Raw genomic sequence first — 14366 nt, 5'->3', positions numbered from 1 at the left:
CATAGCAAACGATGTAGCAGAATTATTTGTTATTTACATTTCTGTATAAAAACTAATAAAACAGTACATACCTGTAGCATTACTGTTTATAATGAGAATCTATAAAAATTCTATTATATCAATATCGCAACAAATACTAGAAAATCAATGAGACTTAAGATTAAGAATAATTGTATTTTGTAAACCATAAAGGTCATAGTTCTCTAATAAACCTATTATATAGAGAGGCATTCTACAAAATTAAGGTTAAGTACAAAAAGAAGTACTAAACCCAATTTTATTGAATTTTAGAAGAAACTATTCCAAAAATTAAATAAAGAGAGGTGGTCTAAAAACACGATTAGCCAAAGAGAATGTGTAGATTATTTTATTAGAAATAAAATTCTTTTTGATAAAGTTTTTATAAAAAACAAAAGGGGTATTATATGGAATTTCGTTACAAAAAAGGATGTTATTTTCAAAAGAGAAAAAAATATGTTTTTCTTTTCCTTTTTCTGATTCAGAAGCCTTGGCAAGCTCCTTCATTAAGTGGCACTTTCCGTTACAATGCATCATGGGCTTGTCCTTATTGATACAAAGTACTTTTGAGATATAATCATAGTTTACCACATACTCTAAAACCGGAAGAATTGGCTTTATAAGCAGGATTAATACCACTATGAATATGATTTTTCTCACGATGCGAAATTACAAAATTATGATATGAAAATTTGTTTTAAATAGAATAATTTCAGAAATAAATTATTCTATTTAAAACAAATACTTAGCACAAATTAAGCGAACTGTAATTCTGGAATAACAATCTTAATTAACTCTTGTTTATAGGACTCAAATTGATTTAAAATCTCCTTTTTAGTTTTTTGAAAAAAAGAATTCCCTGAAAATAAATCTTCATAATAACCAATTCCGATAATTAAATTATTTTTAAAGGCATTCCATTTTTTTATTTGTGCAGCAGTAATTTCATCAGAAACAGATTCGATTTCATTTTGTAAATAATCCAAATACATTTTCAATTCTTTTACAAACAGATTAGGACGATCTGTTGTGTTTAATACAGATACTTTACCGTAAATATGTTGCATCATTTGAGACAGTGAAACTTCATGATCAAAATAGGCCATATTAGGTCCAGGACAAATAATGACACCTTGTGCTTGACCTTTTATTTTAATATCATTTTCAAGATAAGAAGCATTAGCTAAACCCACGCAAAGACAAGCTTTCTCGGTAATATTATTTTTCTTTTTTTCAAAAATTTCTGCAGATAGCGTTTCTTTTTGTAATTCTAGCTCGTCTAATTTTAGATCTTGGTATTTTTTTGAAGAGGTACAAATCCCTTTTGCATCATATTCTTTGCTAAGTGCTAAAAAACGTTTTGGACAGGAACTCCCAGCCTTATTTTCATTAATTCTTTTTTGTTTTAATAATTCGTTGGTAGTTCCTCGTAACGTATTAAAAGGGATTCCTAATGGTGAAATATGACTTAAATATAAGTCTTCCTCTTTAGCTCCTGCCAACAATGCTCTTGTATGTTTATCTACTGAGGTTGCTTCTGGAACTAGCAAAAACGGTGAACCCCAACCAACAGAATCTACTTTGTAATGTTCTAAAAGGAAATCATGCTCCTCAGCAGTTCCCACTCCTCCTTGTACTGTTATTTTTAAATCTAAAGGCTCTTGAGGTATGTGCATCTCCTTTTGACCCAAAGCCTTAACCATTAACTCATGCGCTGACTGAATTAATTGTTCCTTTTTTTGTTTAAATTCTTCTAAAATAGGCCCCAAAAGATACCCTTCTGTAGCAAACGCATGTCCGCCGCAGTTTAGTCCTGATTCTATTCGATATTCGGAAACCCAAAGTCCTTTTTTGGCTAAAAAATTACCTTGAATCATAGCCGAACGAAAATCACTTACTTTCAGTGTAATTTTCTTTTTTAATTTGTCATTTAAATCAGGGAAGAAAGCAGAAAAATTTTCAAAATAACTGTATAATCTCGGATTCATACCAGCAGATAAAACAACTGATGATTCTAAAGTACTATTAGCAAAACCTCGAAGTGCTGCATGTGCATCATTAAAAATAATAGGCAATTGTTCCTCCTTTATAAAATTGTCTTTATCCAATTTTGTCATGATATTTACATCGATATCGCCAGGAGTTAAATGTTCTTCAAGATAGTTTTTGATTGTTTCTTTTAACGCTAATCCATCATCCATCATGTTTTGCAAACCAGCTTTAATACCTGATTTATCGGATAACATTGTGATGTAATTTTCTAATGCTGTTTTACTTTCAGAAAGTTCTGTTTTAAAATTTTCGAATTTTTCCTTAACAATTTTATCTACTAAGTTTAAATAAGAGGTGATACGTTCTGCGCGATAATCATGAATTTTTTGAGTTATTTCTTGATAAGGCAGATCAAATTTTGCGCTGTAAAAAGCATTCATTTTTTCGATAAGTTCATCATCCATAATCGAAATAACAGACGATATGCCATACTTTCCCACTCGTATTGGACTATCAATTGTATAGGCTAGCCCCATAACTGGAATATGAAAAGTATGAAGTGGTTTAAGTGTTGTCATATAAAATAATTTATTAGATAGACGACAAAATTCGAAAAAGAAAATTTAAAAAAAACTGATAAATATCATACCTTTTTGTCCTTTATTAAAATACCTTAGCACTTCGAACTGTTTTATAGCACTTTAGCTTAAAGTATTTATTTTTATTAAACTGTTTATTACTAATATTCTGATTTTATTAGATAACTTTATACCAATCCGATTTGTAATATATATTGATAAATAATAGAGCCGAAATAAAACATTTCTAAATTTTGATTACATTATGCAAATAGACATAGACTTACTATTCTCTTGGGGCGCTGTAGCCAAAAAGTACAAAAAAAATGAAGTCGTTTTTAATGAAAGTGAAGAAGCTCATTTTTATTACCAAATAATTGATGGTAGCGTAAGAATGTATAACTCTAATGATGAAGGAAAAGAATTTACACAAGGACTTTTTAGCAAAGGAGAAAGTTTTGGAGAACCTCCTTTATTTATTGATCAATTATATCCTTCAAAAGCAGTTTGCCTACACGATGCTACGATCATAAAATTATGCAAGGAAAAATTTCTAAAAATCTTAGATGAATATCCTATTATACTGAAATCATTTCTGATTTTACTCGCCAGAAAAACCCACTCAAAATCTATTACTTCTAAAGAAATAATTAATCAAACTCCTGAATTTAGAATTATTGCTTTTTTAGAAAAACACAAGAGAAAATCCGAATGTTGTGCGTCTGACAAAAAAATCATTCCTTATACCCGTCAGGAAATTGCGAACTTTACAGGCTTACGTGTGGAGACAGTAATTCGGGTTTTTTCAAAATTAAATGACTGCAAAAAAGTAGAAATCATAAATCACAAAATATACTTTTAAAAATGAAACTTAATATAAAATTTTGGCTTAAATTCTCACTCATAAATCTTTGCATAGTAGCATCATTAGGCGTTTTGATGCGTTATAAAATAGGATTTGAATTTCCTTATTTCAATCAGAAAAACATACTGCATTCCCATTCTCATTTTGCCTTTGCCGGATGGATTACTCATACACTAATGACCTTAATGGTCTATTATCTTCAAGATAAAATTGGCGTTCTCGATACAAATAAATATAAAAAAATAATCATTGCAAATCTCATTTGTTCGTACGGAATGCTAGTCTTTTTTATCATTCAAGGCTACGGAATGTTTTCTATATTTTTCTCTACCGCCTCAATCCTAGTTTCCTATGTTTTTGGATATTACTACTTCAAAGATTTAAAAAAAATAGATACTGATTTAGCTGCCATAAATTGGTTTAGAGCAGCAGTCATTTTTAATATTATTTCCTCTTTTGGAACTTTTTATTTAGCCTACATGATGGCTAGTAAAAATGTAATACAAGACTTGTATTTATCTTCAATTTATTATTTTTTACATTTTCAGTATAACGGTTGGTTTTTCTTTGGCTGCATTGGGTTATTATTTGGGTTTTTAAACCTAAAAAAATCAGATCATTCCTTTTTTGAAATTTCCTTTAAATTATTTGCTTTTGCTTGTATTCCGGCCTATTTTTTATCAATCCTTTGGCTAAAAGTTCCCGTATGGATTTACATTATAACAGCATTCGCAGCTACAATACAAGTTTTTGCTTGGTTTAAATTATTATTTATTTTAATTAAAACTCAAAAAGAATTCATTAATAATTTTGCTCCTTTATTGCGCCACATTTTATGTTTTGTTGCCTTAGCGTTAAGCATTAAATTCATTTTACAATTAGGTTCAACTATTCCAGTTTTAAGTCAAATGGCCTTTGGTTTCAGACCCATCGTAATTGCATATTTACACTTAGTTTTACTAGCCGTAATTTCATTGTTCTTGCTGTTTTACATATATGCCAAACATTTTATTATTTTGAATAGCAAAATAAAGATAGGCCTTATTATTTTTTCTTTAGGCGTGTTTTTCAATGAGCTAGTTTTGGCTGTACAAGGTATCGCCTCGTTCAGTTACACAATGATTCCCTATGTCAATGAGATTTTATTTGGTGTAGCACTACTTTTGCTTTTAGGAATTGGTTTAACTGCTTATTATTCATTTAAACAGACTAAAATTAATCCTGCCTTATGATTGCAATCATAAATTAAAAAATGGATAATGAAGTACTTTGAGGTACAAAACCTAAGTAATATTAATTATGAAAAAACCAATTTTATTATTAGTTGCCACCTCTTTACTAACTTTTTTTGGATGCAAAGAAAGTAATGAAAAAGTAAGTGAAAAAGCTACTCCTGAAAGTGAAGTTCCTGCTGTAGGACAATCTGCAGTAAACGATGAAATTTCAAGTCCTAACATTGTTCAAACAGCGTCAAAGAGTAAAGACCACACGACATTAGTAGCAGCTGTAAAAGCCGCTGGATTAGTAGATGTGTTAAGTAATGCGGGACCATTTACCGTTTTTGCACCTACCAATGCTGCTTTTGAAAAACTACCAAAAGGTACTGTTGAAGGCTTATTAAAACCTGAAAAAAAGGATGATTTAAAAAATATTTTAGAATATCACACCTATGTTGGTAATTTAAAAACCGATTATATGCAAGATGGTCAGGAATATGAAGAAGTAAATGGTGGAAAAATAAAAATAACAAAAGTGGGTGATAAAGTTTTTGTTAATGGTTCTGAAATCATTGCCTCTATTACAACTGCAAATGGAATGATTCATGTCATAAATGATGTTTTATTGCCTAAATAAAATTATTAATTCAAATGCCAATTAAAAAAGAGCAAAGTAAATTATTTTGCGCTTTTTTTTTAAGTCATTACTTTAAAAAAAAGTAGTAGCTATAATTTTAAAATCATTAATAGTATTAAAGATAAATAAAAACGATTATTCGATTGTTTTGTACATCATAGCCATTGCAATATTGGCTGCTCTTTTCTTTACTTCGCTAGCTTTTTCCCCAACAAATAACTCATCAACAGTTTGATCAAATAAAAGATTCCAGTGTAAGATATGCGATTCATTCATCTTACTTTTTTGATGTAATTCTTTATGCTTGACAATAGGATTACCGGTGTAATTGCCATTACAAAATAAAATATTATCCCAAAAATCATACATTTTAGACAAGTGATCTTCCCAGTTTACATGGGCAACTTCAGTAAAAAAATAGCCTATTTTGGCATCTTTTTTTACTTTATCATAAAAAGTATTCACCAGCTTAATTATATCATTTCTATTTCTAATAGTTGATTTCATTTTGATGATTTTTGAGTTGAAAATTCACTAAAAGCTTAACATAAATAATAGTTTATAATCTTGTTTATTATTTAATATTCAAATTAATAATATCATTCCTCTAAAAGGCTTTATGTAGACCTTACAAATCTTTATTTTTAAATTTAACGAGAGAGATCAAAAAGGGAACAATAATCCAGGTACACAGCAACAAAAAAGAAATTAATAAACCAACAGAAGTTCCAAAAAAATCTTTAAAAATTGCTCCAGTATAACCCATCATGGCCGAGACATCTAAATGTAATAAAATTTGTATTCTTGCTAAATCTATGGGGCTAAATGCAGTGACAATTATCATTGCTTTCTCTATTGGATAATCAGACAATTGAAATAAAAGGAACAGTACTAAACCATCAAAAAGCAAAGCAAAATACAACCATGCCATAATTGCAATCCCAATTCCTTTTGCCTTATCTCGTGTAAGAATAGAACTTAGAAATGCCAAAGCAACAAAAACCAATGTGATGAGCGAACCAATAATTAGCATCATTAATCCAACACTATCCGGTGCATTTATCAAAAGAGGAATTCCGGCTCCTACAAAAAAAGCTAAAACCATAGACAAAGACAGCCCTAAAAAAAGACTCAGCCAAATTTTCTTTCTTTTAATTGGTTGACTTAATAATAGCTCAATAAACTCTGAACTATTGTACAAATAAATAGTTGCAAAAAGAATAGAAACCAATGGAACCGTAAATAAGATAATATTTAAAATAGTCAATAATCCTTTTGCTGAATTATCTTCTAATCCAAAAGAACTCCAAGAAAGAACAGCTAGAATTAAAGTATAAGCGACAATAATCTTATTTTTAAGAATATCTAGAAAAATAATTTTAATGATTCTGTTCATTGCGTTTATTTTTTAAAATTTTGGCAATAGCCTTTGAAATTTTTTGTTCGTTTGTTGCTTGGAGTAAATCAGCAATGGTTTGGTGAAAATGTACAGCACCATCTTGCATATATATAATCTGCGTTATCAGATCATCTAATTCACTCAAAAGATGAGAAGTGATCAAGATTAGTTTTCCTTTTTCTTTTTCTTTTATAATCTTTTCTTTCAAAATTTCTGAAGCCAAAGGATCAAGTCCAGCTGTAGGTTCATCTAGAATTAGCACTTCGGGATCAAATAAGAAAGCTAATGTTGCACTTACTTTTTGAGTAGTTCCGCCAGATAAAGTTCGCATTTGCTTGTCAACAATCTTTTCGAGTTCAAAAGCTTTTATTAAGTCTTCGTCTAAAACTTGATTGGAGTTCCTAATATTTTTTATCATTTCTATAATCTGTCCCACAGTCATATAATCAGGATAACGACCAATTTGAGGCATATAACCAATATTTTCTCTGTACTTAAATTCTTTTAAAATTGATTTTTGATCCAGCAGAATATCTCCTTTTGTGGGAATCACCATTCCTAGAATTGTTTTGATTAAAGTAGTTTTTCCACAACCATTAGGTCCAATCAGAGCAATACATTCTCCTTTTTGAAAACGAAGATTTATGTTATTTAAAACTTCTAATTTCCCGAAATTTTTATATATATTTTTTATTTCAATCATAATGGTAAAGAATGCATTAATGGAGAATTATCAACAAAATTATCCGGTGTAATACTTGGTAAAACTTTTTCTGATTTATCGAGAAGAGTAATCATAAAACTCCGAAATAAGAGCATTGCAGCAGGATTTTTTTCGACTAGAACGGCAAATAAACTTAATGGATGATAGGGAACATCTCCTACTCCATCTTTATTTAAATCATAGCCTTCATATTTATCCCAATAGTTGGTATTAAACTTGTTTAAAACCAAACTTCCGTTGGTTCCCATATCAAAAGTATTGGCGATGAAATTATTATTCACAATTTCATTATCCATACAACTTGCCTGAATTTTCATAGCCCAACCATTGGCCTGAAATACATTTTTTTCAATTAAAATTCTATTAGTTCCTTCCATGTGAATTCCAGAAGTATTTCTAGAAAATTTATTACCAATAATCTGACTGTCCGAAATTTCTTTTAGGAACAAACCGTAGGCACTATCTCCCCAATTTTCTTCAAAATAATTATTAAACATCTTGACATTCTTGGTGAACATCACCGAAACTCCAGCACCATTATTCTTAAAAACGTTTGTAATATAAGCATCATCGTTTGAGAACATAAAATGCAAACCATATCTAATATTCTTGCTTGAAATATTTCTCCATATCACAGAATTCGTCACAAATTCAAAGTAAATCCCATCTCTGTGACCAGATATTTTATTAGCAATAATCTGAAGGTTATCACTTTTCCAACAATGAATTCCGTTGCCTATTTCTTGTTCCTCTTTTCCATAGGCAATAATTGTATTGTTCTTTATAAGACAGTTTCTTCCATTTTGAATATAGATTCCAAAGAAATTATCATCTAAAATATTATTCTGTATTATGACATTTTTTTTGTTGTAAACTTTTATACCACAAGGATCTTCTAATGTAGCATGTCCGGATCTAATGACTTTAAAACCATCTACAACAACACTATCCGCTTTTACAGAAAGAACTTCATATTTTTTTTGACCGTCAAGAATAGGAAAGTCTTTACCAATAAAAACAACTTTCTTATCGATAATAATATTACCCTCTTTATAAGTTCCTTTATGAACAATAATAGTATCTCCTATTTTAGCTAAATAAATTGCCTTTTTTATGGATTTTATAGATTTTTTAGGACCTACATCAATTATATGCGCGTGCAGGAATGAAGAAAACAAGAGCATTATGAACAATATTTTTTTCATTATTTTTTTTAGATTAAGCAATTCCAGCATAAATAATTTAGCGCTACATAGGTATTTAAAAGCATCTGAAATTATAAAATTTCTACTTAAAAAAAATTATAGTCTAATAAAAATAAAGGAATTGAAAAACAAATTTTAAGTTTGTAATGCTACAAAAAAATAAGGATTTATTTTGTGAATACAGTATCCCAATTCATGGGTTCAGCTTCAAACTTAAGCTGAAATTCTTTAGCTACTGTAGCATCAGAAAAAGCAATAACTCCACCTCGCATTGGGCTTAAAATGTCTGTCCCCGAAATAAAATGAGCACTTTCTGCCGCTATTAATACATTATTCTGGTTGTAATCATTAACAAAATAAGAAGCCACTTTGGTATCCGAATTTTCTTTACCGTACTTTATCATGCACATAATGTCGTCAAACTTGTAAGTTCTTCCTTTTACCGTAATTACTTCTGCTCCATATTTACCATCGGCAATACTCATTTTGCAAAAATCACAAGAATCTATATTTAATTTAATAGGAGTTGGCTCTGTTTTAGCACAAGAAAGGAATGATAAGGAGAAAGCAAATAATAAGACGGCAGTTACTTTAGATTTAGAAAATCGTTTTAACATATTAGACTCTTTAAGCACAAGAATAAATAAAAGCACTCCTGAAGCAATCAACATCCAACCTCCAATATCCGGAATCGAATACGCTCCAAAATTCAACAATTGCTTATATCCTAACATCGGCGGTTGATAAGACATTCCTGGTACTCTAATGGCTGCATTGGGATCTAAATTATGTCCGTATTCATAGTTCCATCTGTAAAAATCTACTGCGGCCAAAACTCCAAAAACAATTAAAGAAATAAATAAAGCATATAATCCTTTTTTCTTTGCAATCAGTGCAACTACTAAAGCACTTAGTGCAAAAAGACCAAAGATATAAGGTAGAATTGTAAACTCTATAAAATCTTCTTTATGCAAGGTTTTCATGCCGATATAATGGTTAAGCCCATTGATAATATCAACATCTCCAGCAATTTTATTCGCATGTAATTTAAGAACTAATCCCTCTGGATATTGTGGAGCAGAAAGTTCGATTCTCCACATTGGAACAAAAATAGAAGATAGCAATAGTACCATCACTACCAAAAGCATAACTTTTGAAAGTATTGTAATTTTTGAATTATTCATATTTTTTATTATTAAAAAGGGAACAAACTATTTATTTGTTCCCTTTTGAATTTCAAGTACTATTATTTAGCTGGCATATTAGTTCCCAGACTAAAAGTGAGAGGAACGGTACTTCCTACTGGAGATACCCTAACATAACCTTGCATTTCTTGGTGTAGCGCACTACAAAAATCAGTACAATAGAATGGATAAATTCCAACTTTTTTAGGCAACCATTTTAGAGTTGCAGTTTCTCCAGGCATGATTAAAAGTTCTGCATTATCTGCCCCTTTTATAGCGAAACCATGAGGTACATCCCAGTCTTGTTCTAAGTTAGTCACATGAAAATAAACCTCATCACCAACTTTTATTCCCTCAATATTATCAGAAGCAAAGTGAGAACGGATAGAAGTCATATATACATCAATTCTATTTCCTTTTCTAACTACTTTAGCTTCTTTCTCTCCTTTAGTAACAAAAGGATTGTGATTTTCTTCAATTTTGTAGAACTTTAGCTGGCCATTGTTTCTAATTAAATCTGCTGGTGCTGCTTGCGCATAATGTGGCTCACCTATAGTTGGATAATCTAATAATAATTTCATTTTATCACCACTAATATCGAACAACTGTGCACTTTGCGCCAATTCTGGGCCAGTAGGTAAGTAACGATCTTTGGTAATTTTATTATATACAACCATATATTTACCAAATGGTTTTCTACTATCACCACCTGGAATCATTAAGTGTCCTGGTGAATAATAAGTTGGATGTCTATCTAAAATTTTCAAGGTTTTAATATCCCATTTTACCACTTCTGAAGAAACAAAGAAAGTAGTGTAAGCGTTACCTCTTCCGTCAAATTCAGTGTGTAATGGTCCTAATCCTGGTTTTTTAACTTCACCATGCAAAGCTGCTTCGTATTTTATAACTGGAATACCATCGTAATTACCGTCAAATTGTTTGTTAGCAATTGCTTTTACCATTTTGTCAAAACTAAAAACAGGAATCAAAGCGGCTAATTTTCCACTACCAACAATGAATTCACCTGTAGGATCAACATCACAACCATGAGGAGATTTAGGACATGGAATCATGTAGCAAATATCTTTTAAAGCTTTAGAATCAAGTACTAGAACTTCATTTCTCATTTCTGATTTGGCAGAATGTGTTTTCTCATCCCAAGTATTATGAACATATTTTGCCGCTATTTTTTTCCCTTTACCTGCTTTGATATACTCTTCAGCTTTTTTCCAGTTAACAGCCATGATAAAATCTTTATCTTTCTGAGAAGCATTCACTTCAAGTAAAGTATTAGCTTGTTCTGTATTGTAACAAGAAAAGAAAAACCATCCGTGAGACTTCCCTTTTCCAGCATGACTTAAATCCCAATTGACACCAGGAGTTTCAATCTGGAAAGCGATATCCATCTGACCTTCTTTACCAACTTTTACAAAACTCAAATACCCTTTGAAGTTTTCTTTATAGGTATTAATAGGTACGTCTCCATTAGAATTATCCGGCGGAACGCTAAAACGAGTTCCTGCAACAACATATTCTGTGTTTTCGGTAATAAAAGGAGAGGAGTGATTTCCTGCACTATTAGGCAATTCAATAATCTCTACAGTTTTGAATGTTTTCAAATCCACACGAGCTATTCTAGGCGTATTATTGGCATTGGCAAAAATCCAACGACCATCAACTTCACCATTGGTCTGTGACATGTCTAAATGGTGTTGGTCGTCCCAAGGCACAAATCCATGAGAAGTATTCAGCATGGGCTTTGATTCTTCACTATATCCATATCCGCTTTGAGGATCTACAGAAAAAATAGGAACCACTCTTAATAAACGAGCACTTGGCAAAGCGTAAACACTCATTTGTCCGCTAAATCCTCCTGAAACAAAATTATAAAACTCATCGTATTTACCAGGGGCAACATACACTTTTTGAGCAGCATCACCACTTACCGCATCGGCTGTGTCTTTAGGTCTACAAGAACCAAAAAACGCACTCGCGAACACAACAGCAAGACTGGTTTTTACAAAAATATTTTTCATACTTTTTTATTTATTATTTTTTGAATTATTTTACTCCGTCGTTTTTACGCATAAATTCAAGTAAGTTTCTTGCATCAGTATCAGACAAGGCTTGATTTGGCATTCTAACCAAACAAAGCTCTAGTTGTGCTTGAAGTTCTGGATCTTTATCAATCATTGGGTCTGGATTTGTGATAAAGTTCATTATCCATTCTGGTTTTTGACGTGTTGTAACCCCTTTCCATCCTGGACCTACTAATTTTTCATCCGTTAATTTATGACAAGAAGAACATTTTACAGATTGAATTTTCTCTCCTTCGGCAGCCATAGCAACATCTAGTTTGGCTCCTAAGTCTACTGATGTGTGTTTCCCTATTCCTCTATTTGGATCATAAGTTGCGGCATCAGTAGTAGAGGTCGCTGACCCGTCAGTTGGAGCAGCAGTATCTTTTGAGAAATCATCGGTGGTTTTCATTTTATCGCCACATGAAGTTAACATTAAGAATGCAACTACAAAAAAAGTTAATTTGTACATAAAATTGTTTTTAGAATTGTTTAACAAATTTGCGAATATTATTATTTAATTATTATGACTTGAATCATACTTATAAGGATATATTCGCTTTTTTTAACTTATAGTTAAGAAATCAAACGATAAACTTTTGTTAATGATTAAACTTTAAAACATCATAATTGTCTTATCTCTATAACTCTTAAATTATTAAAATGAAAAAATTAATTATTGCTGCATTATTAGTTGTTGGTATGACAACCTATGCTCAAAACAAGAAAGATGGCTCAGAAAGAACAAAAATGGAACGATTGACACCACAAGAGCGTCAAGAAAAACAATTGAAAAAAATGACTGCTGAATTAAGTTTAAATGCCAAACAGCAGGAACAAGTCAATCAACTTTTAACCGATCAGAAACTGAAAAGAGAAAAGATGATGGATATAAATAAGACATCAAAAGAAGAAATGAAAATGAAGCATGAAGCAAAAAAAAGTGAGATGCAACAAGAGAGAAAAATTCTAGAAGATAAAATGAAAGTTATTTTAACTCCTGAGCAATTTACTACTTGGAAAACAAACCAAGAAAAAAATAGAGAAAAAGTAGCAAACAGAATGAAAGAAAGAAGTAATAAAAGAACTGAAATAGAAAACTAAAAAAAAAGCTTCGGACAATCCGAAGCTTTTTTTTTAAAATAATAAATATTATAATGTTTGAGCCACTTTATTAATGGCTGCTATCGTAAAATCTAAATCTTCGTAGGAAAGAGCATCGGTAATAAACCAAGTCTCGTATGCTGATGGAGCAATATATACTCCCTCATTCAGTAATCCATGAAAAAACTTTTTAAACGTTTCATTATCTCCTTTAGCTGCAGATTTAAAATCAGTTACCGGATTACTATCAAAATGAACTGAAATCATAGATCCAATTCTATTGATCGTAAAAACAATATTATGAGCTTTTAAAACTCTATCAATACCTGCATGCAAATAAGCTGTTTTCTCTTCTAATCTTTTAAAAATAGTAGGATCAGAATCTAATGCTTGAAGCATAGCCAATCCTGCAGCCATAGCCAATGGATTCCCTGACAAAGTTCCTGCTTGATACACGGGACCTAGTGGAGCTAAATAATTCATAATTTCTTCTCGAGCTGCAAAAGCTCCGACCGGTAAACCTCCACCAATAACTTTTCCGAAGCAAACAATATCTGCTTTAATATTTAAAAGTTCTTGAACACCACCTCTCGCTAGACGAAAACCAGTCATAACCTCATCAAAGATCAAAAGAATACCGTTATCAGTACACATTTGGCGTAAGCCTTCTAAAAAACCTTTATTAGGAGGAATACAACCCATATTTCCGGCAACAGGTTCTACAATTATTGCAGCAATTTCATTCTTATTAGCTTCAATTAGAGCGGCTACATTATCTAAATCGTTGTAAGTTGCTAATAATGTATCTTTTGCAGTACCAGCAGTAACTCCTGGACTATTGGGCGAACCAAATGTAATAGCCCCACTTCCAGCCTGAATCAAAAAGGAGTCAGAATGACCGTGATAACAACCTGCAAACTTAATTATTTTATCTTTTTTTGTAAAACCACGGGCTAACCTAACAGCACTCATACAAGCTTCTGTACCTGAATTAACGAATCTTATTTTATCAATATTCGGTACCATTGCAACAGCTAAAGCAGCTATCTGTGTTTCTAACTCGGTTGGCATCCCGAAAGAAGTTCCTAATTTTGCTTTTTCAATTACTGCATTTACTACTGGTTCATAAGCATGACCTAAAACCATAGGACCCCAAGAATTGATGTAGTCTATTAAACGATTTCCATCTTCATCATACATATAGGCTCCTTTTGCACTCTTTACAAAAATGGGAGTTCCTCCTACTGCTTTAAACGCTCTAACTGGAGAATTTACTCCTCCTGGTATTACTTTTTCTGCTTCAGCAAATAGCTGACTACTTCTTTTATATAACATGTGCTAAATTATAAATTGTTGTTGTTCTAA

At 31.3% G+C, this 14366-nt stretch carries 14 protein-coding genes; 4 read left to right on the top strand and 10 right to left on the bottom strand.

All coding sequences use genetic code 11. From position 1 onward, the window contains the following. Positions 1-309: 309 nt before the first annotated feature. Both H2650_RS04405 and H2650_RS04400 read right to left on the bottom strand, forming a co-directional pair. Positions 310-678 carry a hypothetical protein gene (locus H2650_RS04405; protein WP_188049555.1) on the bottom strand — a complete coding sequence of 123 codons (369 nt, stop codon included), beginning with the start codon at positions 676-678 and terminating at the stop codon, positions 310-312. Between the two features lie 95 nt (positions 679-773). Then, positions 774-2588 (bottom strand): hypothetical protein, encoded by a 1815-nt coding sequence (locus H2650_RS04400; RefSeq protein WP_188049554.1) that lies wholly within the window; start codon positions 2586-2588, stop codon positions 774-776. 265 nt (positions 2589-2853) lie between these two features. Here H2650_RS04400 and H2650_RS04395 point away from each other — a divergent pair, with 265 nt between their 5' ends. The 3 genes from H2650_RS04395 to H2650_RS04385 all read left to right on the top strand — a co-directional run bounded on the left by H2650_RS04395 (position 2854) and on the right by H2650_RS04385 (position 5307). After that, on the top strand, positions 2854-3450 hold the full coding sequence (locus H2650_RS04395) for a Crp/Fnr family transcriptional regulator (RefSeq protein ID WP_188049553.1): 597 nt from the start codon (positions 2854-2856) through the stop codon (positions 3448-3450). 2 nt (positions 3451-3452) lie between these two features. Continuing rightward, entirely contained in the window at positions 3453-4685 is a 1233-nt protein-coding gene (locus H2650_RS04390) for a hypothetical protein (RefSeq protein WP_188049552.1), read from the top strand. 67 nt (positions 4686-4752) lie between these two features. Beyond that, positions 4753-5307: a fasciclin domain-containing protein gene (locus H2650_RS04385; RefSeq protein WP_188049551.1), complete on the top strand. Its 555-nt coding sequence runs from the start codon at positions 4753-4755 to the stop codon at positions 5305-5307. Between the two features lie 135 nt (positions 5308-5442). Here H2650_RS04385 and H2650_RS04380 read toward each other — a convergent pair whose 3' ends face one another. The 7 genes from H2650_RS04380 to H2650_RS04350 all read right to left on the bottom strand — a co-directional run bounded on the left by H2650_RS04380 (position 5443) and on the right by H2650_RS04350 (position 12369). After that, on the bottom strand, positions 5443-5814 hold the full coding sequence (locus H2650_RS04380; RefSeq protein WP_188049550.1) for a group III truncated hemoglobin: 372 nt from the start codon (positions 5812-5814) through the stop codon (positions 5443-5445). A 121-nt stretch (positions 5815-5935) separates the two neighbouring features. Continuing rightward, positions 5936-6703: an ABC transporter permease subunit gene (locus tag H2650_RS04375; RefSeq protein ID WP_188049549.1), complete on the bottom strand. Its 768-nt coding sequence runs from the start codon at positions 6701-6703 to the stop codon at positions 5936-5938. After that, complete coding sequence (locus tag H2650_RS04370) at positions 6687-7409, bottom strand: ABC transporter ATP-binding protein (RefSeq protein ID WP_188049548.1); 723 nt, start codon at positions 7407-7409, stop codon at positions 6687-6689. The genes H2650_RS04375 and H2650_RS04370 overlap by 17 nt, the downstream gene beginning before the upstream one ends. Next, positions 7406-8635, bottom strand: a complete 1230-nt coding sequence (locus H2650_RS04365; protein ID WP_188049547.1) for a nitrous oxide reductase family maturation protein NosD — start codon at positions 8633-8635, stop codon at positions 7406-7408. The genes H2650_RS04370 and H2650_RS04365 overlap by 4 nt, the downstream gene beginning before the upstream one ends. A 167-nt stretch (positions 8636-8802) precedes the next feature. After that, positions 8803-9819 (bottom strand): nitrous oxide reductase accessory protein NosL, encoded by a 1017-nt coding sequence (locus H2650_RS04360; protein ID WP_255462793.1) that lies wholly within the window; start codon positions 9817-9819, stop codon positions 8803-8805. Between the two features lie 62 nt (positions 9820-9881). Next, positions 9882-11855, bottom strand: coding sequence for a Sec-dependent nitrous-oxide reductase (gene nosZ / locus H2650_RS04355; RefSeq protein ID WP_188049546.1), 1974 nt, complete (start codon positions 11853-11855; stop codon positions 9882-9884). A 25-nt stretch (positions 11856-11880) separates the two neighbouring features. After that, positions 11881-12369 carry a c-type cytochrome gene (locus tag H2650_RS04350; protein ID WP_188049545.1) on the bottom strand — a complete coding sequence of 163 codons (489 nt, stop codon included), beginning with the start codon at positions 12367-12369 and terminating at the stop codon, positions 11881-11883. A 191-nt stretch (positions 12370-12560) separates the two neighbouring features. Here H2650_RS04350 and H2650_RS04345 point away from each other — a divergent pair, with 191 nt between their 5' ends. After that, positions 12561-13001 carry a hypothetical protein gene (locus H2650_RS04345; RefSeq protein WP_188049544.1) on the top strand — a complete coding sequence of 147 codons (441 nt, stop codon included), beginning with the start codon at positions 12561-12563 and terminating at the stop codon, positions 12999-13001. 48 nt (positions 13002-13049) lie between these two features. Here the strand turns inward: H2650_RS04345 and hemL are convergent, their stop codons facing one another. Continuing rightward, entirely contained in the window at positions 13050-14336 is a 1287-nt protein-coding gene (gene hemL / locus H2650_RS04340) for a glutamate-1-semialdehyde 2,1-aminomutase (protein ID WP_188049543.1), read from the bottom strand. Positions 14337-14366 lie beyond the last annotated feature (30 nt).

The sequence above is a fragment of the Flavobacterium sp. GP15 genome, assembly GCF_014281985.1.
Lineage (GTDB): Bacteria > Bacteroidota > Bacteroidia > Flavobacteriales > Flavobacteriaceae > Flavobacterium > Flavobacterium pygoscelis.
The sequence above is the reverse complement of the archived record's forward strand: the minus strand, read 5'-3'. Positions and strand labels throughout refer to the sequence as shown.